Source organism: Vibrio sagamiensis NBRC 104589, from assembly GCF_007990935.1.
Classification (GTDB): domain Bacteria; phylum Pseudomonadota; class Gammaproteobacteria; order Enterobacterales; family Vibrionaceae; genus Vibrio; species Vibrio sagamiensis.
Genome location: NZ_BJXJ01000007.1, coordinates 1 through 24,541, shown reverse-complemented (window position 1 = coordinate 24,541; position 24,541 = coordinate 1). Strand labels below are relative to the sequence as shown.

Sequence of the window (24,541 nt, the reverse complement as noted above, 5' to 3'; positions counted from 1 at the left end):
TTAGATGAAAACAGTAGTGTTTATTGAAACAAATTTCAGTGGTTTAGATGCAATAGTATATTGTAAAAAAAAAGGTTATCACACCGTTTTAATTACTGATAGTAGAGAACGTTTTAAAAAGTGGTTCCCAGCATCAAGCATATATAAAATAGAGTTGGCTGATAAAATCATTTCAGTCAACAATTCAAATAATAAAGACGAAGTAATATCTGCCCTAAAAAAAGAATATGAAAAAGTAGATGCTATATTAACATTTGCAGAAATTCGTACTCATGTAACTGCTCAGATATGCTTCGAACTTGGTTTACGTGGTGCTACACCTGAGTCGATAAAAATCGCACAAGATAAGTCGAAATTTCGCCAAGTTCTAATTGATAAGGGTGTTGATAATGTTCAATATCAAAAAATTAATACTCCTTCTGAATTGAAAGATATATGCGATAGCCTTAATTTTCCATTATTTTTGAAGCCAGTGCAGGGCCATTCAAGTATTGGAGCCAGAGTTTGCTATAAAAAAGATGATGTTGATACACTAATTGCTCAGCTAACTCAAATTTCAGAAGATTGGATATCTCAATCTTACGTAATCGAAGATTTTTTAGACGGACAATTAGTTAGTGTTGAGGTTTTAACTACTAGCTCTGGCCACCATCAAGTTATTGGAATATCAGACCGGGATGTGATTTCAAACAGTATTGAAATAGGTGCCTCTTTCCCATTCAAAAACACTCATAAACAGGCAATTGAAGAAAAAGCATGTAAAGCGTTAGATGCTATTGGCTATGACTTCGGACCAAGCCATGTTGAACTTATTTTGACAGACACGGGCCCACACTTAGTAGAAGTTAATACACGAGTTGGAGGAAGTGGCCACTCAACTATGCTGGAACTATCAACTGAAAGAAGCATTGTTGGTGATTGTGTAGAGCTTTGTCTTGGTAATATTTCAAATGATGGGGGCCTATATGAACACAAACAGGGGGCAGCATGGCACTGCTTTGTTAGTAGTCAATCAGGAGTTCTTAAAGAATTGCCAAACACAGAGCAGTTATCTTTACTACCAGGTGTTGAACATGTGTGGATCCATAAAGAAATAGGCGAATCCATATTGGATCTCAACTCCAACTATAGCTGGATAATTCAAGTCATGTGTAAAGGCGAGAATCAAGAAGATGCAAAGCACAAAGTTACTAAAGCAATACAATATGCTAGAGACAATATTGTCATAGTTTAATAAAGGTCTAAGGCAATGTTTACAATTTCTCGTGGTAGAATTAATTTAGGGTTGAGCTCGCTTGCGTTCACAATTTCATCTGCAGGTTCAGTACTACTGCATATTGTTTTTTCGTTGGCAATCTTCAAACAAACTAACTCCGGATTAATCACTTCTGTTTTCATTTCACTTCAATGGTTACCTACATTGTTGGTAATACTGTATCGGAGTGATTGGGACTATGGTATGGATCCAATAAAACGTTGGTATTTACTTGATTTATTATCTGCGATTCTTACTTTACCCATACTACTTTTTATCGATGACTCTAACTACACTGCAATAGTTTTACTTTTGTTGTTACGTGGAGTTGTAGATCAAATAAATAGAATTAACAAAACAGTATGTACCCGGATAATCTTTCCAGAAGATAAAACGGCTCAATATGCATCATTTATGCAAACTGGTTACCACGTAGGCATTGGAATGGCCGCAGTAGCTGGAGTTTTTATGCTTAGTAAAATAGAACTTAAGTTTGTGATTTGGTTTGATATATTTACATTCATAATATCTGCTTTATTAATGATGTTTGCTAAAAAAGCTTCTAATGTGACATTGCCGCCTTCTAAAAAGAGGTTAGTATTCAAACAGCGTATAACAGAATATGTTGGTGCATTAAAACAAGATGGGCGACTTCTTTTTTGCGCAATGCTTCCTCCTATGACTGCTACTTTTTTCCAAGGAACTTATAGTGTCTTGCAACCTATATTTCCTATCCAACACCTTGGCCTAGATGAATCTGCTGTATCACTATCCTACATTTTGGCTAGTGTTGCGATTGTTGTAGGTTCATTTGGATTTTCTTTTTTCAACAAAAAAAGCAAAATTTTTGAAAAAAACTTCAAAAATGTCTACACGATTGTTATATCGGCCTCAATCTTTGCAGTAATTACATACATTTTATGTGTGTGGACATTGAATCCCTTAGTAAGTGCAATATCTTTTACACTTATGATCTTATTGTTTGAATTTCTATGGATGGCTGGCTATGTAGGTATAGTTGCATTTTCCCCAAGTGGTCAGCTCGGATCAGTATTTGGAATTTCATTTGCAATTGGCTGCTTACTAGCGTCAGTAATAGTAACAGCTTCAGGGGCCTTATTAGATATAACCGATCACAATAATGTATTAGTTATTGGATTATTCATGGGGATTTATTTAGCTGTAATTTTCTGGGCTAGAAGATCTTCTCTATATAAATTAAATAGAGAAGACAGCATATAAAAACAATTTAACAAATAAGTAATAAAGGATTAATTATGAAAGGAAATTGGATAAAAAAAGAACTTTGTGAATTAAACAAAGAGAATATGGATCTTTTATTAAATTTTAAAATTCCAGGAATAATTATTAAAAATTTCATTTCATATGATATTTGCCAAGAAGTCTCTAATCGATTAATAGCTACTAATTTTTCTGGTTATGACCATTTAAATAATATTCCAGTTCAACAACTTGGCCTATGTCATAATCAATATGCTCATGCTGACAAAGAAATATACTTTTCTAAATGTAATGCCGCAGAGAAAGAAATAAAAAAAATTTACAAAAACCTTAATATCAATCCTGTAAATAAAATAATCAATCTATTAAATGAAAATCTTGATATGAATGTAGGAATTTATGAGGAAGAAGGATTTGGTAAATACTTTGCAGGTGCATTTCGTAGCTTTAAAGGACATGGTCGTTTACATGCGGATCATGCACCTAGCCATATTAAGCAATCCTGGGCAGTTACTGAATTGGTTAAACAACTAACATGGAATATTTACTACTGTATTTATGAGCAGAAAGGTGGTGAGTTAATTATTTATGACACAATTCATACCGATAAAAACGATCACATGAAGGTAGATAACGAATATTATTTTCCTTATGAGGTTCTTGAGCGTGAAGACCATATAAAAGTAAGGCCTAATGTAGGTGATCTAATCATTTTTAATACACAAAACTTCCACGAAATTCTTGGTCAACCAAATGGTAATCGTATATCTCAAACTTCATTTATGGGTTTAACTAAGAGCGGAAATTTAAAACTTTGGTCATAGTAAGATAATTATTTGGATAAAAGTTCGCACCACTTATAAACAATATAATATATAAACAGACATTTGGAGTATCCATGTTTTTTCCTTATAAAAACCTTCTAATAATTGGAATAGGGATTTTTGCTTTTTCTATGCAAGTAAAAGCAAAAAATAACCTTGTTTATTGCTCAGAAGGAAGCCCTGAATCATTTAACCCACAACGCACCCTATCAGGTACCGCACGAAATGCGACTGCGGGAACTATATATAATCGCTTGGTTGAATTTGAGGGAGCCTCAACACGCATAGTTCCATCTTTAGCGGAAAGTTGGACTATTTCTGATAATAAGAAAGTATATACTTTTCAACTTAAAAAGGGTGTTGATTTTCATCATACTAAATACTTTAATCCGACTAGAAGCTTCAATGCTGATGATGTGGTATTTTCATTTAACCGTCAATTGGTAAAAAACCATCCATATCACCTGGTTGGTGGTGGTATTTATCAATACTTCCAAGGAATGGGGATGGATAACCTAATCAAATCCGTTGAAAAAGTTGATGATTATCAGGTAAAAATAACACTTAATAGACCAGAGTCGCCATTCTTATCTAATCTTGCAATGCCTTTCATGTCTATTCTATCCGAAGAATATGCAGAAAAATTAGCTCAAAAAAACAATAAAGATCAGATTGACAATCTCCCTGTTGGAACTGGACCTTTCATTTTTAACCGCTATTTAAAAGGCAGTACTATTCGTTACAAATCTAATGAAAAATACTTTGAAGGTAAATCCAAAATAAAAAATTTAATATTTTCAATAACACCAGATGCATCTGTAAGATTTCAAAAAATGAAGAAAGATGAATGTCAGATAGCGGTCTACCCTTCGCCAGCAGATCTAAACTCAATTAAAGAGCATAAAAATATAAAGCTGATAGAACAAGATGGCTTAAATATTGGTTATCTTGCACTGAATACAGAAAAGGCTCCTTTTAACAATGTATTAGTAAGGCGTGCCATAGCACATGCATTAGATAAAAGTTCCTATATAAATGCAATATACTTAAACAACGCTGTTGCAGCAATTAACCCCTATCCACCAATTATGTGGTCCTATAATGGAAATGTTACTACTTACGAGCACAATATTGAAAAAGCAAAAAAACTGCTAAAAGAGGCAGGTTTACCAAATGGCTTTTCCACAACACTATGGACATTGCCTGTCAACCGTCCTTATAACCCAAATGGCAAGAAAATGGGTGAAATGATGCAACAGGATCTTTTGAAAATAGGTATAAAAGTAGATCTAGTAAGTTATGACTGGGCAACCTATTTAGACAAAGTAAAGCGTGGAGAACATGAAATGGTTCAGATGGGATGGACTGGTGATAATGGAGATCCTGATAACTTCTTATACACTTTATTTTCTTGCGATTCCGTTGATCGTGGATCGAATAATAGTCGTTATTGTAAACAGGATTTTGATGAGTTAATCACCAAAGCTCGACAAGAAAGTGATATGTCTAAAAGGGAACAGATGTATTCAGAAGCTTTACAGATTTTTGCTCAAGACGTACCCATAATTCCCATAGCACATGCCAAAGTATATCGTGCCGTGAGTCATAAGGTTGAAGGTGACATTATGAATGCTTTTGAAATGGATACATTTTTCAACTTAAACATGCGTGATTAACAAATGAATGCTAGCAATCGCTTTTTCAGTTTTTTAATGACATTGCTTGGAATCAGTTTTCTCGCTTTCTTTCTCATTCGATTAGCTCCAGGTGATCCTGTTATGCTGCTAATCGGTGAGAGAGGAGCTGATATTAAGCAGTACCAAGCGATAGTATCTGAGCTTGGATTTGAGCAACCTATCCTTAGTCAATTCTTAATATTTATTAAGAATGCCATCACTGGTGACTTTGGTTCTTCAGTGGTGTCAAGGCAACCTGTACTTGATGAATTATTATCAAGATGGCCTGCAACGATTGAACTAGGTGTTAGTGCAATACTAATAGCTCTAATTTTAGGTATACCTGCTGGTGTAATAGCTGCTTTGAATCGAAATAAGATTGTTGATTTTGTTGTTATGGCAAGTTCTTTGGTAGGTTACTCGATGCCAATTTTTTGGTGGGGACTTATCTTAATACTAGTTTTTTCAATTGGCTTGGATCTGACTCCAGTTTCTGGTCGAATTGATATTTTATACGATATTGAACCAGTTACTGGCTTTATGCTTTTAGATACACTTATTCCCAATAACCGTATGAATTATGGTTTTGAAGCATTTTTCTCAGCAGTAAGTCACCTAATATTACCAGCTTTCGCAATGGCAACAATTCCAATTGCGGTATTTGCTCGCATGACTCGTTCAAGTATGTTGGAGATCTTAGGAGAAGATTATATTCGAACAGCTAGAGCGAAAGGGTTAAGTCATTATAGAGTTATCTGGATACATGCTTTGCGCAATGCTTTAATACCTATAGTAACAGTAGGTGGAATACTTTTTATTTCTTCAGTAATAACTGGAGCAATACTTACTGAAACTATCTTTGGCTGGCCTGGTATTGGTAGTTATTTAGTAAGTAGTATTTATGCAAGAGATTATCCTGTAATTCAAGGTTCCATATTAATTATCGGATTATTTATACTTATTACTAATATTTTTATTGAAAGACTTTATTTGATTGCAAACCCTAAAATGAGTAGTAAACTATCATGATATCCTTTAAATCAAATGTATTTCAAAGTACTTTTCGCCCTTGGTTTCGCTACAATAAGTCTGGAAACGTCGGGTTACTTTGTATTTCATTGCTCCTAGTTTTGGGTTTTATTTTTCCGTCGATAATAGATCTTAACCCATATACAATTAGCCAGGATTTTTTGGTGGAGCCATCATGGTTAAATGGAAATAATGAATATTTGATTGGTACTGATGATCTCGGTAGAGATTTATTTTCAAGGTTAGTTTATGGCGCACAGACTTCTCTTAGTACAGGATTCACTGTTGTAGTTGCTTCCGTTTTATTTGGCGTATTGCTTGGACTAATCGCAGCGGTTTATGGTAGTTGGGCTGAAACAATTATAATGCGTATCACAGATATAATTATGTCTTTGCCCGGGATATTACTGGCAATTGTAATTGTGGCGGTTTTAGGTTCTAACCTAACTAATGCTATTTTAGCAATTACTTTAGTTTCAATTCCTCGTTATATCAGGGTTGTCAGAGCCGTTGCTTCATTAGAAATGAAAAAGCAGTATGTCGCAGCTTCTCTTTCATTTGGTACACCTCGTTACCGCATTCTTTTTTTCGAAGTTTTACCTAATTGTTGGGCACCTATTATTGTGCAATCAACATTAGGGTTTTCAGATGCAATTTTAGATATTGCCGCTCTAGGTTTTTTAGGGCTTGGGGCAAAAGCCCCAAAAGCTGAATGGGGGGCTATGCTAGCAGATTCGAGGATGTTTATAGAATCTCAGCCTCATATGGTGATCCTTCCTGGAGTATGTATTTTGATCACTGTGTTGGCCTTTAATTTGATCGGTGATGCACTAAGAGATGAGCTAGATCCAAAAGCTAAGGAGGCGAAATGATACTAAAGGTGGAAAATTTAACTATATATTTTCGTAAAGATTCAAAATATCAACGTGCCATTCATAACTTAACTTTTAACATTCACGAAGGAGAAATTTTAGGTGTTGTTGGTGAATCAGGGAGTGGCAAAAGTATTGTTAACTATGCGATCATGGGACTGCTTCCAAATAATATAAAAGTAAATGCCGATTCATTATTACTTGATAAATATAACCTCTTATCATTAACAAAAGTAGAAACTCGAAAAATTCGAGGTAAGCAGGTCGCAATGATCTTTCAGGACCCTATGAGTGCATTGAATCCGTGCTTTACTATTGGATATCAGTTGATTGAAACACTGCGAGAACACCAGCCTGGCCTATCAAAGAATGACTATCATCAGGAAGCTTTAAAACTAGTCATACAAGTTGGAATTACGGGAGCTGAAGATCGACTAAAAAGCTATCCACACGAACTCTCAGGCGGAATGGCTCAACGAGTGATGATAGCAATGGCCCTAGCATGTAAGCCAAAATTACTCATAGCAGATGAACCGACAACAGCCTTAGATGTTACTATACAGGCTCAAATTCTAGCTCTGCTGAAGTCGTGTTGCAAAAAATACAACATGGCGATGCTATTAGTTTCTCATGACATTGAAGTAGTTCGTTCAATGTCTGACCGTATTCAAGTCATGTATTCAGGTGAGGTTGTCGAACAAGGCAATACTATAGATGTCTTAAGTCAACCAATACACCCTTACACTCAAGGTCTAATTCGCTCCATCCCTATCGAGAAAAGAAGATCTCCAAATCATAGACTGGAAACAATCAAAGGGGATGTTATGCCAATCGATAAGGATATTAAAGGTTGTAGGTTTGCATCTCGATGCCCATCTAGAAATGAACTATGTGACGTTAAGCCTTTACTCACTTCTCCTAAACCTGGAGTGGATGTCCGCTGTCACTTGGGAGCTAATTCATGAAGCAAGTAATTGTGGCTGTAGATTCTATCTCTAAAGAGTTTGTAACGAGGCAGTCTTTTAGTCATACCTTGAAGATACAAGCATTGGATAAAATCAGTATAGACGTAGCTAAAGGAGAAACTCTTGCCATTGTAGGCGAGTCAGGAAGTGGGAAAAGTACACTTGCTCGCCAAATCATGAGACTATCTAAATTTGACGAAGGTAAGATTTCAATGCTTTTTAATGGTGAGTTGACACCAATTTATGAAATTCCTCGCAAAGAGTTTTATAGCAAAATACAAATGGTTTTTCAGGACCCTTATTCTTCGCTAAATCCAAGAAAAAGAATTTGGCAGTTAGTTAGTTCACCGCTCGCAGTTAATCGACGAGTTAGCTCGCAGAATAGAAAAGATGCTGCAGCTAAATATCTCAAAATGGTAGGAGTAGCAGAGCAATACTTAGACGCATATCCACACCAACTTAGTGGAGGACAGAGACAACGAGTTGGAATTGCTCGTGCTCTAGTTACCAACCCGGAAGTACTTATTCTCGATGAACCTTTATCTGCATTAGATATGTCAATTCAGGCACAAATTATTAATTTACTTTTGGATTTACAACAACAGCTTGGGTTAACTTACATTATAATCTCACATGCTCTTCCTGTGGTTAAATTTATCGCTGACTCTGTTGGTGTTATGTATTCTGGACGATTAGTCGAATATGGCGTAGCAACAGAAGTAATTGAAAAGCCTATTCACCCTTACACAAAAGAGCTAGTGAGAAGTAGTTTATTAACTAGAGAAGATGTAGTTTCAACTAAAGAATTTAACTCTACTTTACCGAGCAATGGTTGTCAGTTTGCACCTCGCTGTCAACATGTGAGCCACCAATGTCTCTCAAATGTACCTGCCAATAGAAATGTATCAGGAAGGCAAATTGCTTGTGTTTTAGAATCAATACATTTAGAGGAAAATATATGAGTGTGAAAAGTGAACAAACGAATACACTTCAATTAAAAGTAATTTTTAATGATCAGCAATACTATGGAACAGGAGAAGCTAATGAATCTATTCTCGATATGATAGAAAAAATGCGACTTCCTATTCGAAGCTCATGCAGAAAAGGGGTATGCGGTTCTTGCAGTGTAATTTTAGCAAAAGGGATTTTAAATAACACTTATTCTATAGTAGAAGACGAAAAAGTATATTCCTGTAAAAGTTATTTGCTTTCAGATGCAGAAATCCATATAAAATACACATAACATTAAAAAATAAAAAGGAAATCTAATGACAATAACATTATTCATAGCAATGTGTACCTTCAGTTTAGCTATGTCTATATCACCAGGACCTGTTAATATGGTAATTGTCTCCTCAGGTATTAATCATGGCTTAAAGAAGACAATGCCTTTTGTATCTGGCGCAACAATAGGCTTTACGATGCTACTAGCATTTATTGGGTTCGGGTTTATTCAGGTCCTTGTTCTTTTCCCCCTATTTCTTAAGTATTTAACAGTTATAGGTGCTTCATTTATTATTTATCTAGGGATTAAAGTAGCAAAGTCTGGAGGAACTATTTCGGTATCAGAAGAAATGAAACTAGCCACTTTTTGGGAGGGATTTGCACTCCAATGGTTAAACCCTAAGGCTTGGATAGCATGTGTTTCAGGAGTCTCGTTATTTAGTAGCGTTAATAACAATGCTATATTTTCTACTTTTGTTTTATGCTATTTTTTTATATGTTATGCGTCACTAATTTTCTGGGCAATATTAGGAGATAAAGCCACGGTCTTCTTAAATAATAGTAACCGATTACGAATTTTTAATCTTTCTATGGGGTCGTTATTAATTTGTACAGCTTTTTATTTAGGTTATTCTCAGCTTTTGGCAAGCTGACTTTCTTATAGACTTTGTTGAGCAATTAAATTTAACTAGGCCATAAACAGCGGACTGGAAACAGTACAAAAAAGCCCTAATCAATCGCATTTTATTAACAAAGCAATCAAAAAAAACATCTCAATAGGTGTTGTCTGAGTTATATCAGCACCTATTGAAAATACGGTCATGACTCAGTTCGGTTGAATTACTAGTAAAACTCCCGCTCTATAAACGTCCCTATTACTTCGTTATTTATCTCCTCTGATTTTGAAAAAAGATCGTTTTACGGACAAGATGTTTCAATCTTGAACGTACTGTCAGGTTAGTTCTCTCAATTCGCTGAGTGTACCTCTTACCTACAATGTGCTTTTCTATTGGCAACTCTTTCGTGTAGACATTGAAGTCATCTTTGAAAAATAAGCAGATGTCGAAAGGCTGTAGTAGAGTAAGCAGCACTCGCAAGCTATTCGTATTGCGTTTACCAAGTGCATGAGCGATGATGCGTTTATAATACGGTTCCCGTGCATACCAAAGCCGTCGTCGATTTTTCTTATTACCTACATTTATGTTTCGACTCTTTTGGTAACATGCACTAACACTCAAAGTGATCATTTCCTGCCAATCTAGAGTATGAACAGCCAAATTCACCCAATTAGGGGGTCAAATGGTTCGTACTTCATTTTTATCAATTTTCGCTCTGGCAATTTTTCTTCAACCCTACTCTTTTGCCGCCAATTGTCCTGAGCTCCTTAATGTCGAGCAGAGATTACTCAACTCAAACAAAACCATCAATCTATGCGATGAGTTTAAAGGTAAAACTTTGCTCGTGGTCAATACTGCCAGTCAATGTGGTTATACTTCACAGTTCAAAGAACTTGAACAACTTTATCAAACTTACAAAGATAAAGGCTTCGCTGTTATTGGCTTTCCAAGTAATGATTTTCATCAAGACAGAGGAAGCGAACAGCAAACAGCCAATATTTGTTACCTAGATTATGGTGTGACCTTTCCAATGATGGCTAGAACATCATTATCCGGCAGTCAGGCCAATCCAGTTTTTACCAGCATTATGCAGCAAGCTAATGTCACCCCTAAGTGGAACTTCTATAAATATCTTATCGATAAGCATGGTCAAGTCGTAGCGATCTTCCCTAGTTCTACTTCTCCTACAGGACAATCAATAACTCATGCTGTTGAGCAACAATTATGAATGATTTACATCTAGAGAGAACTCGCCCAACAAATGTGATGCACATACTCGGTTTTATGGGCCTTGTCCCTTTTGTATGCGGCCTAGTATTATCCATCATTGATAAACATATACTTGGTTACAGTGGAGAAATTATCTTCGTTACCTACAGTGCAGTGATTTTAAGCTTTTTATCCGGTATTTTATGGGGTACAGCCATTACCAACCCACATCTTCACTCAAGCTCTAGGCTATTACTGTTAAGCAACATGATGTCTTTATTGGCTTGGTTCTCACTTTTACTAAGCGATCAAGATTTCTTATCTCCTATTGTGATTCTCGCTTTTGGTTATATCACCGTCTGGCGCGCTGAAAAATCAGCGAAGGTTTGTAGCATGGTGCACAATTTGGTTCTTGCTGATTATGCTGCAATGAGAACAAAACTGACTGTGTGTGTGGTGTTATTGCACAGCTTTATGTGTTTAACGGTACTTTCATGAAGCTAACTTTTTAGTATTCCTACCAATATCTTGGATTCTTTTACAAGAACTGGTTTTATTTATCATTTCAATCAACACAAGCCATTGATTAAATTAATAATAAAGATGGCATCTTTTTTGGTAACATTCAAATAATCCTATAGCTATATATACCCAAGTTTCCAAAAATAATTAACCAAAAACATTGTAAATTGATAACATTACCACCCGCCTATGGATGAAAGGCGAGTCCCTCTATTTTGGTTACTTAACGGAATGCACAATAAGATGACAACCATGCGATTTTCCCTACTTACCATGCTGTGGCTTTGTTTCAACCTAGTCACATCACCTAGCCTATTCGCCTCGACCATTACGCACCTATCGGAAGGTAAAATAGATAATAAAAGCAGTATTATTGTCGAACTAGAAGGCACATCAACCACAATTAATCTCCCAGTAAAAAAAGACAATGTGGATATCGTGCCAGATTGGAGGATTTCCCCTGATCATTCATTTCAATACTTCCACATTGAAAAATATGGTATAGGCGAATACGAAATTTCTCTCAAAAAAACCGAGCGTAAAAGTGGCTTGGACGAATATGAAACGGTCTCCATTTATGAAACCTCACCAAGTATTCGTCTAATTGGAAATGGTCCGTTTGTTAATGCAAGTGGTGATCGGGCCATCCCTGTTGAAACAATCAACGCGACGGCCGCCAGTTTATCGATTTACAAGGTCAATAATATTCCTGAACTGTTTAGCGAATATTTCTATACTAATAAGCTTCATTCTTGGCGCGCTAATCGTCTGAGAAAGAATTTTGCACATCAAACGGATATCACGTTCAAATTACCCCCAAGTCGCCCTAATGCATCTCAACTTGCTAATCTCACCTTACCGAGTGAATTGGAAAATGGTTGGTACATCATCACAATAAAACCGTCTAACTCATTTGAAGACCCCGATATTGTTCAAGTTTTACTTTCAGACATTGGCCTTCAAGCGAAATTATTCGAACAATCGGCCTCTATTCAGGCGATGGATTTACGCACCGGTGAACCACTAGCAAAAGGCAAGGTTTCCATCATCAGTGAAAAGGGTATACGTTTCACTTCCTCGTTGAGTAATGGCTTTGCACAATTTGAATATAAAGAGAGAGCCGACACAGATATTATTGTGGTTGAACAACCAGGACGTATGGCTGTTCTGCCCATGAAAGAAGTCCCTTTGGATCTCTCTGACTTCACTATCACAGGTAATCAGCAAAAAGAGCTCGGCGCATTTGTTTTCTCCAATCGTGATTTATTGAAACCCGCAGAGACGCTCTCAACGAATATTGTGTTAAGAAAAGCCAATGGACACCTTTCTGATGAGAAGAACCTCTTTGTCGAAGTGATTAAACCGGATGGTAGTATTGCCTTATCTCAAACACTGGATGAGGTTGTCTCTGGCTTTTTTACGTTTGAATTTTCTATACCAAAAACTGCAAAGCTGGGTAAATGGGCCATAACAGTCAAAACAAACCCTAGCAGCAATGAGAATCTGGGTCAGTTTTTCTTTAATGTCGCTGAATTTACTCCCGAGCGTATGGACTTAGACATTGAATTACCTGAACAGATTGTCGCAGGAGAAGTCTTAGACGCAAAAGTGTCGGGCCGTTACTTATTTGGTCAACCAGCATCCGAAAACCGCTTTATTGCCTCAACAGTACTCCGCTCTATTGACCATTTTCCTGGGAAATTCAAAAGCTATTATGTTGGTAAACAGCACTATATAAGTTCATATGAGGTACCTGAAGAAATCGACATCAAACTCGATATCGAAGGGCAAGCCGAGATCGAACTCGATCCAATCGATAGGGATGTACTGGATGGCCCTGCTCGCCTGACGGTTAATGGTCAACTCTTCGAAACTGGGGGGGCAACAACCACTCGTATAAAACGCTTATTAGTCACTAACCAAAAGTCCGTTGTTGGCATTCGCCCCGCAGCAGACAATTTCGACTATTTTGATAATGCTGACTTCTCATTACTCTTACTCAATCATAACGGCAGCAAAGCAATAGAAGGTAAAGCGACTATAAAACTTGAGCGCAATAGAGGTGGCTACTATTGGGTCTACAATGAGAACTCTGGTTGGGATCTCAGGCAAGATGATGAGTGGCGTCTCGAAGAGTTTAAGCAACTCCCTCTTAGCATCAAGCCACAAGAAATCTCTTTACCTGTGGAGTGGGGTGATTATCGTATTACCGCGACTTCTCCAGATGGCCAAGAAACGATTTACAGCTTTTACGTCGGTTGGCGTGAAGGTGAAGCTCAGATTCCGGTAAAACCAGACCAATTAGCGCTGTCTTTAGATCAAAAGAGCTATAAAAATGGTCAGGATATCAATATTGAGATCAACTCCCCTGTTTCTGGAAATGTCACTCTTGAATTAGTAGGTGATAAAACTTACCAACAGAAACAAGTGAACACGCAAGGAAAACTCACCACTCAAATTCAAATACCGGATTCACTCGAAAGGCATGACCTATATTTAATTGCGACTTTGATTAACACCGAAAAATCTTATACTCGCCGCTTGATTGCAGTCCAACCCGTGAAACTCTACAGAGAAGATCGGAAGCTGGATGTTGAAGTCGTTACGCCAGAAAAGTTTGAGCCATTCACTACACAATGGGTAACGGTTAAAGCCAAAAGTAGTCACTCGTTGCAGCAACCTTATGTAGTATTAACAATTGCCGACAAAGGTATTATCAACCTATCTCGCTATAAGGTGCCTGATATCTTCGATTGGTTTTATAGTCAAAAACGCCTGAATGCAGATTTGGTCGACCTTTATTCACGTCAGTTTGAAACGCGACCTTCTTCATTCATCACTCATCGCTATGGTGGCGATATGGATGGAGGAAATAATAGGCCGCTTGATGATCTTGTTGAAAGTAAAACATTCAACCATGTCTTTGCACCAATTCGCCTTGATGGCAATGGCGAAGCAAAAATTAAAATCGATGTACCCGATTACAATGGTGAAGTTCAGGTTGTGGCCACCGTTATCGACGGTGAACAATTCGGCCATCAAGTAAAAGATGTAAAAGTGGTTGCTCCTATTGTCGCAGAGCTTTCAGTTCCTCGTTTCTTTGCAACGGGCAGCAAAAGTCAGGTGATGCTTGAGGCTTCTAACCAAACCGATGAGACACAAACCATCACCTTGAGCTTGACGGCGAAAGATGGTGTGGAGTTAATAGGAGCTACGCCGCAAACAGTTAAGCTGGCACCAAATAAAAGCGCAGCCTTTCCTGTCGATATTCGAGTTGGTAGTAACATTGCTACTTCCACTTTCACACTGTCGGTAAAGAGCCCAGTTTATAGTGTGACTCGAGATTGGCGCGTCCCAGTTCGCTCGGCTACTCCTTATGTCACCAAACAAACAACGAAGCACTTAGCCACTGGTGATACATTGGCCATTGCTCAGTCACAGTGGGATGGCCTCTTACCGATTCTCCGTGGCAAAAGTACCGTTTTGTTTAGTCGTTCACCACAATTTGATCCACTGGCCTTTGCACAAGGGCTTTACCGCTATCCTTATGGTTGTGTCGAACAGACTACGAGTAAAGCCTACCCTTGGCTGAGCAATGAACCTTCTTTGCAAACATTAAAGCAGCAAGTGACGGCTGAAGCGTCCTCTAAAGAGATGTTGATAAAAGCGATCTCACGTCTTGCGGGTGCTCAAAAATCCTCAGGCGGATTTGGCTTATGGAACAAAGACTCGATAGAAGAGCCTTGGCTAACGGCTTATGTGACAAACTTTTTATTAGAGACACAAAATCAATACCCTGAGATTCTCTCAGATAAGATGGTTTCTCGAGCAGTAAAACGAGCCCAAAAGCACCTCAGGGATTCAACAACTTCAACCGAAGATAAAGCTTATATCGGCTATATACTAGCGTCACATGGCAAGATCACGCTATCTGATGCCGCAACCTACCTTAAGCGTTTATCGGCTAATAGCAGTTTAAGTCAAGCCCAATTGGGGGCCACTTTCTTTCTGCTTGGCGATATGAAAACCGGTCAACGTTTCTTCATCAGCAGTCAGCAACAGTTTGCTAAAAAGTGGATAAGAAGCCCAAACAACTATTACGAATCTGAATTGTCTTCTGCAGCTAAGCTTATCTCTCTTATCAGTGCTGTTGAGAAAATCGGTCCTATTGATAGTGATTTAGAAAAATACCGTATCGAAGCGGTAGAAAAAGTGCTGCAACTTAGTAAAAAGCGCAAATATTTCAGTACACAAGAGAAGTATGCGTTGATGATAGCAGGGTTTGATCTGCAAAAAATCAACACTCAGCCAGTGCATATCAATAAAAACGGTCGCGATACCTCAGTATCAAAGCCGATTGATGTCGCCATCGGTGACAACTACTCAAATACCTCTGGCTCTCCTCTGTATGTAACACAATCTGTCGAAGGGTTTGCTGAGCCCCAGTCACTATTAAGCAGTATCAAGGTCAAAAAAGTGGCACGCACCTACTATGACAAACATGGAAATAAGAAACATACCGATAAATTCAAAGTCGGTGAACTTATTGTGGTTAATGTAGAATTCGAACTCGAAGAAGATATCTCTCGGGCAATGCTCATTGATTACTTACCCGCAGGTATGGTACTTGAGCACCCAGACTACACAGCTGCAGATGATATGCTTACCGTACTAAAAATGAAGAGCAGCGACGCTGAAATGATCGAGTATCGTAATGATCGATTTGTAGCCGCTGGCTCTTTCGATTCAAATCATAACTATAATTATTATTATGTAATGAGAGCGGAAACACCCGGTGATACTCATTTGCCCAATTTGTATATCGAAGACATGTATTCGCCTGAACGTTTTATTTACGAACAAGCCAGTTCTACGGATAAGATCAAGATTCAGCGTTAATGATCAAAGCAATACAAAAAGTGAAGCGATTTAGCGGTGTTGTACTCGCTACAACTGTTGTACTCACCACAACACTGCTGATTTACTTAATGTGGAGCGCCCTTAATTGGGCGTTTCCGTTGCCTCAAATTCATTCTTCCAACCATTCGGTCAATGTACTTGCCTCCGATGGACAAGTTCTGCGCCAATTTGCCGACCAGAATGGCATATTTCGTACTCCAGTCCACTTAGATAAAGTGTCACAAACATACATCGATACCTTGCTGATGTATGAGGATAAGCACTTTTTTAATCACGGCGGTGTCGATGTATCGGCTCTGGTTCGTGCAGTTGGTCAACGCATCACCTCTGGGCGTGTGATCTCAGGTGGCTCAACATTAACCATGCAAGTTGCAAGGCTGTTATATTCTTATGAACGTTCATACAGCGGTAAACTCGTGCAAATATTCAGAGCCTTACAACTGGAAAGTCAGTACAGCAAAGAAACGATCCTAGAGCTCTACTTAACTTTTGCACCAATGGGAGGCAACATTGAAGGAGTTGAAGCAGCCAGTCAGCGTTACTTTGGCAAATCTGCTAATGAGCTTAATATTACCGAATCTGCCCTACTGGCGGTTTTGCCACAAAGGCCCAGTCGATATCGCCCTGACCGTTATCCAAATCAGGCGAAAAATGCGCGGAATAAAGTGTTAAGACGACTGGTTCAAAATGGCAAGCTCACTCAGGAGGAGTATCAGCTTTTATGGCAAGAGCCGATACTTTCACAGCGCAAACCCATCAAAAAAGATGCACCTCTTCTAGCGCGAGAACTGAAAAAAGCGCATCCAAACTCAAGGCAAATCGACACTTATATTAACAGTGCTTTGCAATCCAATATTTCTGACCTCACTGCTCAGCGTTTTACTGGCCTCAACCACAATCTTTCCGTTGCACTGCTTGTGATGAAAAATCAAACTGGCAAAGTAATTGCGTATAAAGGTTCTTTAGATATCGATGATGTCCGTAGTTTTGGTCATGTTGATATGACTAAAGCAGTGCGCTCACCTGGTTCCACCCTCAAGCCATTCATCTATGCTCATGCCTTAGAAGCTGGACTGATTCATTCTGAAAGTCTGCTACTCGATATCCCAACAAACTTTGGTGATTACCAACCAAAGAACTTTAACCAGCAATTTCAAGGCAGTATTTCCGTAGCTGAAGCTCTACAACGTTCAAAAAATATTGCCCCTGTCTATTTGCTTAATCGCTTAGGTGTCAAACGTTTTGCTCAACAACTCGAGGTATTAGATGCTTCCTTACGTTTGCCCAATAACAACTTAACGGTAGCTTTAGGAGGGGGTGGTTCTTCATTGCGAGAACTGGTCATGTTTTATTCCGCCTTTGCCCGAGGAGGGATTGCCATCAAGCCAAGGATGAGTATCCAAGACACCGTGCAACAAGCCTCAATTATGACCAAAGAAAGTGCATGGATTACCAAAACCATACTTGAAGATATTCGACCACCTGACCGCACTAGAGCCAAATTTGGCCGAAAGATTGCTTGGAAAACAGGCACAAGTTATGGCTTTAGGGATGCATGGGCACTAGGGCTCAGCTCCGATTATACGGTAGGAGTATGGGTCGGAAGGCCGAATGGCTCTCCCTATGCTGGTCAAACAGGAGCGACTCAAGCCGCACCACTGTTATTTGATGTCTTTGACTTGCTTCCTATAGATACACACCCCCTACTCAAGCCGAAGGCGGTGGTTCAAACCGATATTTGTTGGCCAAGTGGGCTGGATGCAAAATGGGTGCGCAAAGCACAATGCCAGCTCAAACGTACAGCTTGGACAATAGATGGCATCACCCCAAGAACTCTTCGTTCAGATAACCAAATTGAACAGATACACCATTGGCCTAAAGCGTTATCACTATGGCGTCAGAGCACCAGCCAAAATCAACAAACAATTGAAATATTAACGCCACAGGATGGCAGTCATATTTTTCCATACCCTGGACAAGTTTTAAATTTAAGGGCTTCAAGTCGACATGTTCGCTGGTATCTAGATGACGCTGTGATTGGCGATTCCTTGCACCTAGATAAACTTGATGGTAAACACCGGATCTCCTCTTGTAATACGGTCACTTGCAAAGTAATAGAAATCACTGTTCACTAATATACCCAAATGACCTCAAGATGCTTGATTGATTCAGAGCGAGGTCACTGAACACAGCATCTTGAGGTTACTGGGGTATATATTTATTACTGGTGAAAATTTAACTAAATGTTAACACAAAGCGATTTGAATTTAGATCATTGAAAAACTTAAAATCTTTGATATCAACCACGCTTATTTTGATGTAGGGAAACTCTGTGGCAAACCAATAGCAATGGCTTGCTCGCCATTTCCACACTTCACATGAGCAAAGCCATTATCTTTTGCGTAGATAATATTGTCATCATTTGATTCAGACACTCCACTAGGTACGTAATCCAGTTTTAAAGCATCGCGAGTTTTCCAAGCAATATTATGATCTGCACAGGAGGTATCGCCACTCACACCAAGCCCACCAATAATAGTACCCTCTTTATTGTAAAGTGCTAAACCACCTCCAAAAACATTAACGCCTCCAATACGGTTGCCCACCATAGGGTCATTTTTTTGGCCAAAGTTTTTAGATTTCCCTTTGTAAGCAACTTGAGTATCGACCGGGTTACTAAATTGCAAACCGAATAGGCTGCCGCCAGGTTGAGTCGCTGTCCATAAGTTTGCAGTAGAAAGTGCTAGCTTAGGTAAGCTAAATGCATTTGCTGTATTGGCCTTTTGTGCAGAAATTACACGGCTGCCAGGCCATTGATCACCAAAATGTTCCCCTGTTTTTGTCACGATACAGACAGTGCCATCTCTAGCAACTACTGTTCCCCACATATTTAACTCTAGGCCACCATTTTTCTCATCGCTGGTTGTTGCAACAACACTTTTTAAAGCAGCGGTTACCTCTGCGTGAGTGGGCAATTGCTCACAAACATTCGCTTGTGTAAAAAAAGTGAGGCTAGATAAAGATAGTGCGGCTAAGACTTGTTTTTTCATTATTTTTAACTCCTAGTTGTGTTAGCCACTAGATATTAATTAATAATTATTTTATCAACAATTCGTAATTTTTATAAAAACTATTACATATATGTAATAGTTTAAGACTGTTCGACTTCATTTAGTCGAACAATCAACGGAGAGATACTGGTATAGGAGACACTATTTTTGTCGTGCTTCAAAAGCAGCAAGTTGCTCTGGGGTTGCTTCAGGTTGATGGTTCTGTTTCCAGTCACTGTAAGTCATGCCATAGACACGTTCACGAGCATCATCGATATTCAAATCTACGCCTAATGTTTCTGCTTCCGCTTTATACCATTTACTAAAGCAGTTTCTACAAAAACCACCATGGATCATCAGGTCGATATTCTGGACTTCTTTGTGTGCGTCTAAATGAGCTAAAAGACGTCGAAATGTTGCAGCATCCAGCTTATCTTGTTCTTCTTGAGTCAGATTTTTGTATTTAAATTCGGCCACATTATTTTCCTTTTCATCTATTATTCAATTAGCTAGGTGTATTCCAAACCCATTGTAAATTCTTAAAGAAAGACTCTCAACAGATAAGCACATCACCCCAACATCCTATCAAGATATTGGGGTGACATAGTTTTGATTTCAGCCATTGATATTGACTTCAAAAATAGACAAAGCGTTAAGGGTGTACGATACGACCTTTGCTATCATGACTCAGTGCTTTATTAAGCTCTGTTTCCACATGACCTGGAGCTCTTGTTGTAGCAGAAATCAAACGATACATTGCCGGAATAACACACAATGTCACTAAAGTAGCAAAACCCATTCCAAAGAAAATTACCGTACCGACGGCTACACGACTTTCGTAGCCAGCTCCCGTCGATAAAATCAGAGGAATTGCACCGGCTAATGTGGTGAACGCCGTCATTAATATAGGGCGAAGTCGACGTGCTGCAGCATCTATAATGGCTTTCTCAAACTCAATTCCACGGTCTCGCAACTGGTTAGCAAATTCAACAATCAAGATACCATTTTTGGTAACCATACCAATCAACATGATCATGCCTATCTGACTGTAAATATTCATCCCCTGTCCCATCACCCAAAGGCCAAGGAACCCTCCGAATACTCCCATAGGCACGGTAAACATCACAACTAATGGGTTGACAAAACTCTCAAACTGAGCTGCAAGAACGAGGTAAGCAACCAATAGAGCCAGTGCAAACACCACCACCACGCTGGCTTGGTTTTCTTTAAAATCTTTCGATTCACCTGAGTAACTGACCGAGATATCCGCAGGCAAATTATCAATGGCTGTTTGATCAAGGTAGTCCAACGCTTCACCCAAGGTATAACCATCAGAAAGGTTGGCTTTAATCGTGATCGATTTCTGTTTGTTATAGTGCGACAAGCGGGTTGATGCAGCGACTTCTTCAATTTTAGTCACCGTATCTAGCGTAACAAGCTGGCCGGTATCAGTACGTAAGTAAATCTGGCTCAAATCCTCAGCATTGTTAAAACTGTTTTCGTCTCCTCGTAAGTAAACATCGTATTCTTCACCACGCTCGACAAACGTTGTCTCGCTTTTGCCACCCAGCATAATCTCTAGCGTTTCAGATATGTCCTGCACACTCACCCCAAGCTCTGCAGCACGACGCTTATCAACCGATACCAGCAACTCTGGGGTTTTCTCTGAGTAATCAATCTCCGCCCCTTCCATCATTGGTGAAGCCTCAGCTTTACTCTTAAGCATTTCAGCCCATGTCATAAGCTCATCGTAATTAGAACCGCCTAAGACAAACTGTACGGGCTCACTTGAACCACCACGAAAACCCGGCATAAATGGGAATACTCGCACATCAGGGATCCCTGAAAGTGCTTTCCGTACCGATCCTAAAGCGTCTTGAGCAGTCAAACTGCGTTCATTCCAGTCATCGAGGATCATGATCACAAACCCAGTTTGGTCACCGGCTTGACCACCAAATGCAGGCGTTTGGATACTGAATGACTTTAAGAATCCCTGACCAAGTAATGGCATCAAACGCTGTTCGACAATATCCATATTGTCAGACATTCGATTGTAAGAAGTTGCTTCCGCTCCGCGCACAAAAGCAAAGATAACCCCGCGATCTTCCTGAGGGGTTAACTGGGCTGGCGTTTGATTCATCAACACATAACTGCCACCTAAGCAAGCGATAATGATTAAGGGAGCAGCCCAACGCGCTTTAAGAGCCGATACCAACAATCGGCGATAACCACTCTCCAGCTTAGCGAACAGAGCATCGACTCTCTGATTAAAGCGATTAGGTTTAACATTAGTTTTTAGGATTCTGCTACCAAGTACTGGAGTCAAAGTCAGAGCGATCAAAGAAGAAAAAATCACCGACATCGCCAACAAAACAGAAAATTCAGTAAACAGAAGACCAACCATGCCATCCATAAATGAAATCGGTAAAAATACCATTACCAAAACCAAGGTTGTCGCTATGACTGCAAACCCGACTTCACGTGTTCCTTTATAAGCGGCTAAAAGCGGTGATTCTCCCCGCTCAATATGATGATAAATATTCTCCACAACAACAATGGCATCATCAACGACCAAACCAATAGATAAGATCAAAGCCATTAGAGTGATTAAGTTAATAGAGAAGCCAAAGTAATAAGCTGCAATAAATGAAGAAATCAACGATACAGGAACGGTCACTGCGGGAATTAACGTGGCACGAGCTTGACCAATAAAAATGTACAACACAAGAACCACCAGTCCACCAGTAATAAAAAGTGTGCTGTATACTTCATCAATCGAACGCTCAATAAAGACTGTCGCATCATAATCAATGGCCAAGCGGGTGCCGTCTGGTAAAAACTTCTGCATTTTATCCACTTCAGCTCGGACTGCTTCTGCTACTTCCAGTGGATTTGCATCGGATTGTGGGATCACACCTAAGCTGATATTGACGACACCATCACTTTTAAAGGTCGAGTTTTCATTCTCTGCTCCGATAAACACATCGGCGACATCTTTTAAATAAATTGGCGTGTGATCGCTGGACCGTTTCACCACCAGATATTGAAAATCTTCCGGTGTTTTGTATGTGCGCGCCGTTCTTACCGACATAACGGTAGAATCGTTGCGAACTTCCCCTCCTGGACTTTCTAAGTTTTCACTGCGCAGTGCAGCTGTAATATCTGAAGCAGTCACTGAGCGACCTGCCATCAAATCTGGCTTCAATTTAACGTACATTACCTTGTACAAGCCGCCAGAGAGGTCAATCGAACTAACACCAGAAAGAAGGCTAAAACGATTCATTAACACACGCTCTGCGTAATCTGTCAGCTGCGTTCTGTCCATTTCGGTCGAGCTAAGGTTAATATACAAAGACGCTTCACCTGATCCGTTGTTTTTAAACACCACAGGATCATCTGCTTCAGAAGGGAGTGCGCGCTGCGCTCGAGCCACTGCATCACGTACATCACTCACCCCTGTATTGAGATCATAACCTAGCTCAAATTTGATCGTGATACGTGACATACTATTACGAGTGGTTGAGCTAATCTCATCAATACCACTAATGCCAGATAATTGATCCTCCAACACCGAGGTAATTTGGCTTTCTATGATGGTTGCGGAGGCTCCTTCGTATCGAGTGCTGATCGAGACGACAGGACTTTCAATATCTGGCATTTCTCTCACGGCTAACTTAGTAAAAGAAACAAAACCAAACACACAAAGCAACAAACTTAGTACTAAAGCAGCAACTGGCCTTTTGACTGAGATATCAGAGAGAAACATCAGTTCACGCCCTCTCCAGATTGATCCTCTACCGTCTTATTCTGGCTGACTTTACCTGGCGCAACAATTTCTTTAACTTGCACACCATCTCGCATGTTTACGATACCCTGAACAACAATGCTTTCACCAATTTCGACTCCAGACTCGATCACAACTTCGTTACCGACCCTCGCGCCTAGAAAGACTTCTTGACGTTTGGCCGTATTTTGATTGTCGATAACGTATACATAACGCTTAGTCCCTGAGTATTCTAAAGCTTGTACTGGAATAATCGGGGCTTTTAGAGCAGGGAAAACCAGTGCTGCTTGCATGAGCATACCAGGCTTTAAATGCTGATCTGGGTTATCAAACTGAATTCGGATACGCAGATTCAATGTTTCTTCATTGATTCTGGTGTCGATCGCAATCACTTCGCCAATAAAATCTTGCCCTTCCCATGCACTTGATGTGGCGTGAACTTGCATACCAACAGACAACATCGATAAGTAGCGCTCTGGAACATGCAAATCCAACTCCATCTGTGACAAATTATCTAATGTCAGTAGTTCGGTGCCAGTACTGACCATTTTCCCTTTACTAAAGTTAACGAAGCCGACAGTACCAGCAAAAGGAGCACGGATCTGAAGGTCAGCCAAGTCAGCCTTAGCAGCGTTTAACCGAGCTTTAGCAATGGCAACACTGGTCTGCTGGGCATCGATTTCTGTTTGCGTAATGGCGTTTCTTTTGACCAGCTTGTTGAATTCCGTCAACTTGCGTTGCTCATCTTTTAAATATGCATTGGCTTCCGCCAAGGTTGCTTGCGCTTTATCATCATTCAAAAGAATTAACAGTTGATTTTCTTCAACATTTTGATTTGCTTTTATGGCTATTGTTTTCACCTTACCAGCAACTTCTGGTTCGATAACCACAGATTGTGCCGCTTTGACTTTTCCAATCAAAGACAATGATTGATTAATCTCATGAGCCTCGACGACTTCGGTTACCACGGTCAAAACCGAGGTTTGGCGCTTGGATGCCATAACATTTGGCGACGCCATTACAATAGACAAAGTAAAGACAGATAAACAGGTTCTAATGCTCATAACTTTCGACACAGATAAAAAATTAATGTTAGTAAACTCAATACATTTTACCAGCTGATACAAATAACAACGTCAATTAGTGTAAATACAAGTAAAAAATAAGTGGCTCCTTTGTATAAAGTACACACAAAATGTTGACTTTTTAGTGTCTTTGCCCAAAAAGGCAGCATTCAATATGAAAACACAAGAAAAACGCTTTACAGCTTGAAAGAGTTTGCTATGATTCGCCCCGGACTTGAGAGAGGAGCTGGGAAAACCTTTCTAAAGCATGCTGAAAAATGCATAAAA

At 39.3% G+C, this 24,541-nt stretch carries 18 protein-coding genes and 1 pseudogene; 14 read left to right on the top strand and 5 right to left on the bottom strand.

Going from position 1 to position 24,541, the window contains the following annotated elements; genetic code table 11:
• The first annotated feature begins 4 nt into the window (after positions 1-4).
• The 10 genes from VSA01S_RS04755 (at position 5) to VSA01S_RS04710 (ending at position 9,740) form a co-directional block, all read left to right on the top strand.
• Positions 5-1,234, top strand: coding sequence for an ATP-grasp domain-containing protein (locus VSA01S_RS04755; protein ID WP_039983695.1), 1,230 nt, complete (start codon positions 5-7; stop codon positions 1,232-1,234).
• A gap of 15 nt (positions 1,235-1,249) precedes the next feature.
• Positions 1,250-2,497 carry an MFS transporter gene (locus VSA01S_RS04750; protein ID WP_050567494.1) on the top strand — a complete coding sequence of 416 codons (1,248 nt, stop codon included), beginning with the start codon at positions 1,250-1,252 and terminating at the stop codon, positions 2,495-2,497.
• Positions 2,498-2,532: 35 nt separating this feature from the next.
• Positions 2,533-3,321 (top strand): 2OG-Fe(II)-dependent halogenase WelO5 family protein, encoded by a 789-nt coding sequence (locus tag VSA01S_RS04745; RefSeq protein ID WP_039981332.1) that lies wholly within the window; start codon positions 2,533-2,535, stop codon positions 3,319-3,321.
• A gap of 74 nt (positions 3,322-3,395) precedes the next feature.
• On the top strand, positions 3,396-4,997 hold the full coding sequence (locus VSA01S_RS04740) for an ABC transporter substrate-binding protein (protein WP_039981330.1): 1,602 nt from the start codon (positions 3,396-3,398) through the stop codon (positions 4,995-4,997).
• Positions 4,998-5,000: 3 nt separating this feature from the next.
• Positions 5,001-6,026: an ABC transporter permease gene (locus VSA01S_RS04735; protein ID WP_039981328.1), complete on the top strand. Its 1,026-nt coding sequence runs from the start codon at positions 5,001-5,003 to the stop codon at positions 6,024-6,026.
• Entirely contained in the window at positions 6,023-6,898 is an 876-nt protein-coding gene (locus VSA01S_RS04730; protein ID WP_039981326.1) for an ABC transporter permease, read from the top strand. Before VSA01S_RS04735 ends, VSA01S_RS04730 begins: the two co-directional genes overlap by 4 nt.
• Positions 6,895-7,863 carry an ABC transporter ATP-binding protein gene (locus tag VSA01S_RS04725; RefSeq protein WP_039981325.1) on the top strand — a complete coding sequence of 323 codons (969 nt, stop codon included), beginning with the start codon at positions 6,895-6,897 and terminating at the stop codon, positions 7,861-7,863. The genes VSA01S_RS04730 and VSA01S_RS04725 overlap by 4 nt, the downstream gene beginning before the upstream one ends.
• A complete protein-coding gene (locus tag VSA01S_RS04720) occupies positions 7,860-8,825 on the top strand; it encodes an oligopeptide/dipeptide ABC transporter ATP-binding protein (protein ID WP_039981322.1) in 966 nt (321 codons plus the stop codon). The genes VSA01S_RS04725 and VSA01S_RS04720 overlap by 4 nt, the downstream gene beginning before the upstream one ends.
• Positions 8,822-9,106: a 2Fe-2S iron-sulfur cluster binding domain-containing protein gene (locus VSA01S_RS04715; RefSeq protein ID WP_039981320.1), complete on the top strand. Its 285-nt coding sequence runs from the start codon at positions 8,822-8,824 to the stop codon at positions 9,104-9,106. Before VSA01S_RS04720 ends, VSA01S_RS04715 begins: the two co-directional genes overlap by 4 nt.
• A gap of 25 nt (positions 9,107-9,131) precedes the next feature.
• Positions 9,132-9,740 carry a LysE family translocator gene (locus tag VSA01S_RS04710; protein ID WP_039981319.1) on the top strand — a complete coding sequence of 203 codons (609 nt, stop codon included), beginning with the start codon at positions 9,132-9,134 and terminating at the stop codon, positions 9,738-9,740.
• 190 nt (positions 9,741-9,930) lie between these two features.
• Here the strand turns inward: VSA01S_RS04710 and VSA01S_RS04705 are convergent.
• Positions 9,931-10,283: pseudogene (locus tag VSA01S_RS04705) on the bottom strand (IS1 family transposase); the annotation flags it as partial.
• A 103-nt stretch (positions 10,284-10,386) separates the two neighbouring features.
• Here VSA01S_RS04705 and VSA01S_RS04700 point away from each other — a divergent pair.
• From VSA01S_RS04700 to pbpC, 4 genes are all read left to right on the top strand, one after another.
• Complete coding sequence (locus VSA01S_RS04700; RefSeq protein WP_050567349.1) at positions 10,387-10,932, top strand: glutathione peroxidase; 546 nt, start codon at positions 10,387-10,389, stop codon at positions 10,930-10,932.
• Complete coding sequence (locus VSA01S_RS04695) at positions 10,929-11,411, top strand: DUF3429 domain-containing protein (RefSeq protein ID WP_039981318.1); 483 nt, start codon at positions 10,929-10,931, stop codon at positions 11,409-11,411. Before VSA01S_RS04700 ends, VSA01S_RS04695 begins: the two co-directional genes overlap by 4 nt.
• A gap of 267 nt (positions 11,412-11,678) precedes the next feature.
• A complete protein-coding gene (locus VSA01S_RS04690; protein WP_039981315.1) occupies positions 11,679-16,334 on the top strand; it encodes an alpha-2-macroglobulin family protein in 4,656 nt (1,551 codons plus the stop codon).
• Entirely contained in the window at positions 16,334-18,490 is a 2,157-nt protein-coding gene (pbpC, locus tag VSA01S_RS04685; protein ID WP_050567348.1) for a penicillin-binding protein 1C, read from the top strand. The genes VSA01S_RS04690 and pbpC overlap by 1 nt, the downstream gene beginning before the upstream one ends.
• A gap of 174 nt (positions 18,491-18,664) precedes the next feature.
• Here the strand turns inward: pbpC and VSA01S_RS04680 are convergent, their stop codons facing one another.
• The 4 genes from VSA01S_RS04680 to VSA01S_RS04665 form a co-directional block, all read right to left on the bottom strand.
• Positions 18,665-19,405: a GlcG/HbpS family heme-binding protein gene (locus tag VSA01S_RS04680; RefSeq protein ID WP_039981313.1), complete on the bottom strand. Its 741-nt coding sequence runs from the start codon at positions 19,403-19,405 to the stop codon at positions 18,665-18,667.
• Positions 19,406-19,567: 162 nt separating this feature from the next.
• Positions 19,568-19,882: a DUF1244 domain-containing protein gene (locus VSA01S_RS04675; protein WP_021708599.1), complete on the bottom strand. Its 315-nt coding sequence runs from the start codon at positions 19,880-19,882 to the stop codon at positions 19,568-19,570.
• 175 nt (positions 19,883-20,057) lie between these two features.
• Positions 20,058-23,171 (bottom strand): vibriobactin export RND transporter permease subunit VexH, encoded by a 3,114-nt coding sequence (gene vexH / locus VSA01S_RS04670; protein WP_039981306.1) that lies wholly within the window; start codon positions 23,169-23,171, stop codon positions 20,058-20,060.
• Positions 23,171-24,253, bottom strand: coding sequence for an efflux RND transporter periplasmic adaptor subunit (locus tag VSA01S_RS04665; RefSeq protein ID WP_039981304.1), 1,083 nt, complete (start codon positions 24,251-24,253; stop codon positions 23,171-23,173). Before VSA01S_RS04665 ends, vexH begins: the two co-directional genes overlap by 1 nt.
• Positions 24,254-24,541 lie beyond the last annotated feature (288 nt).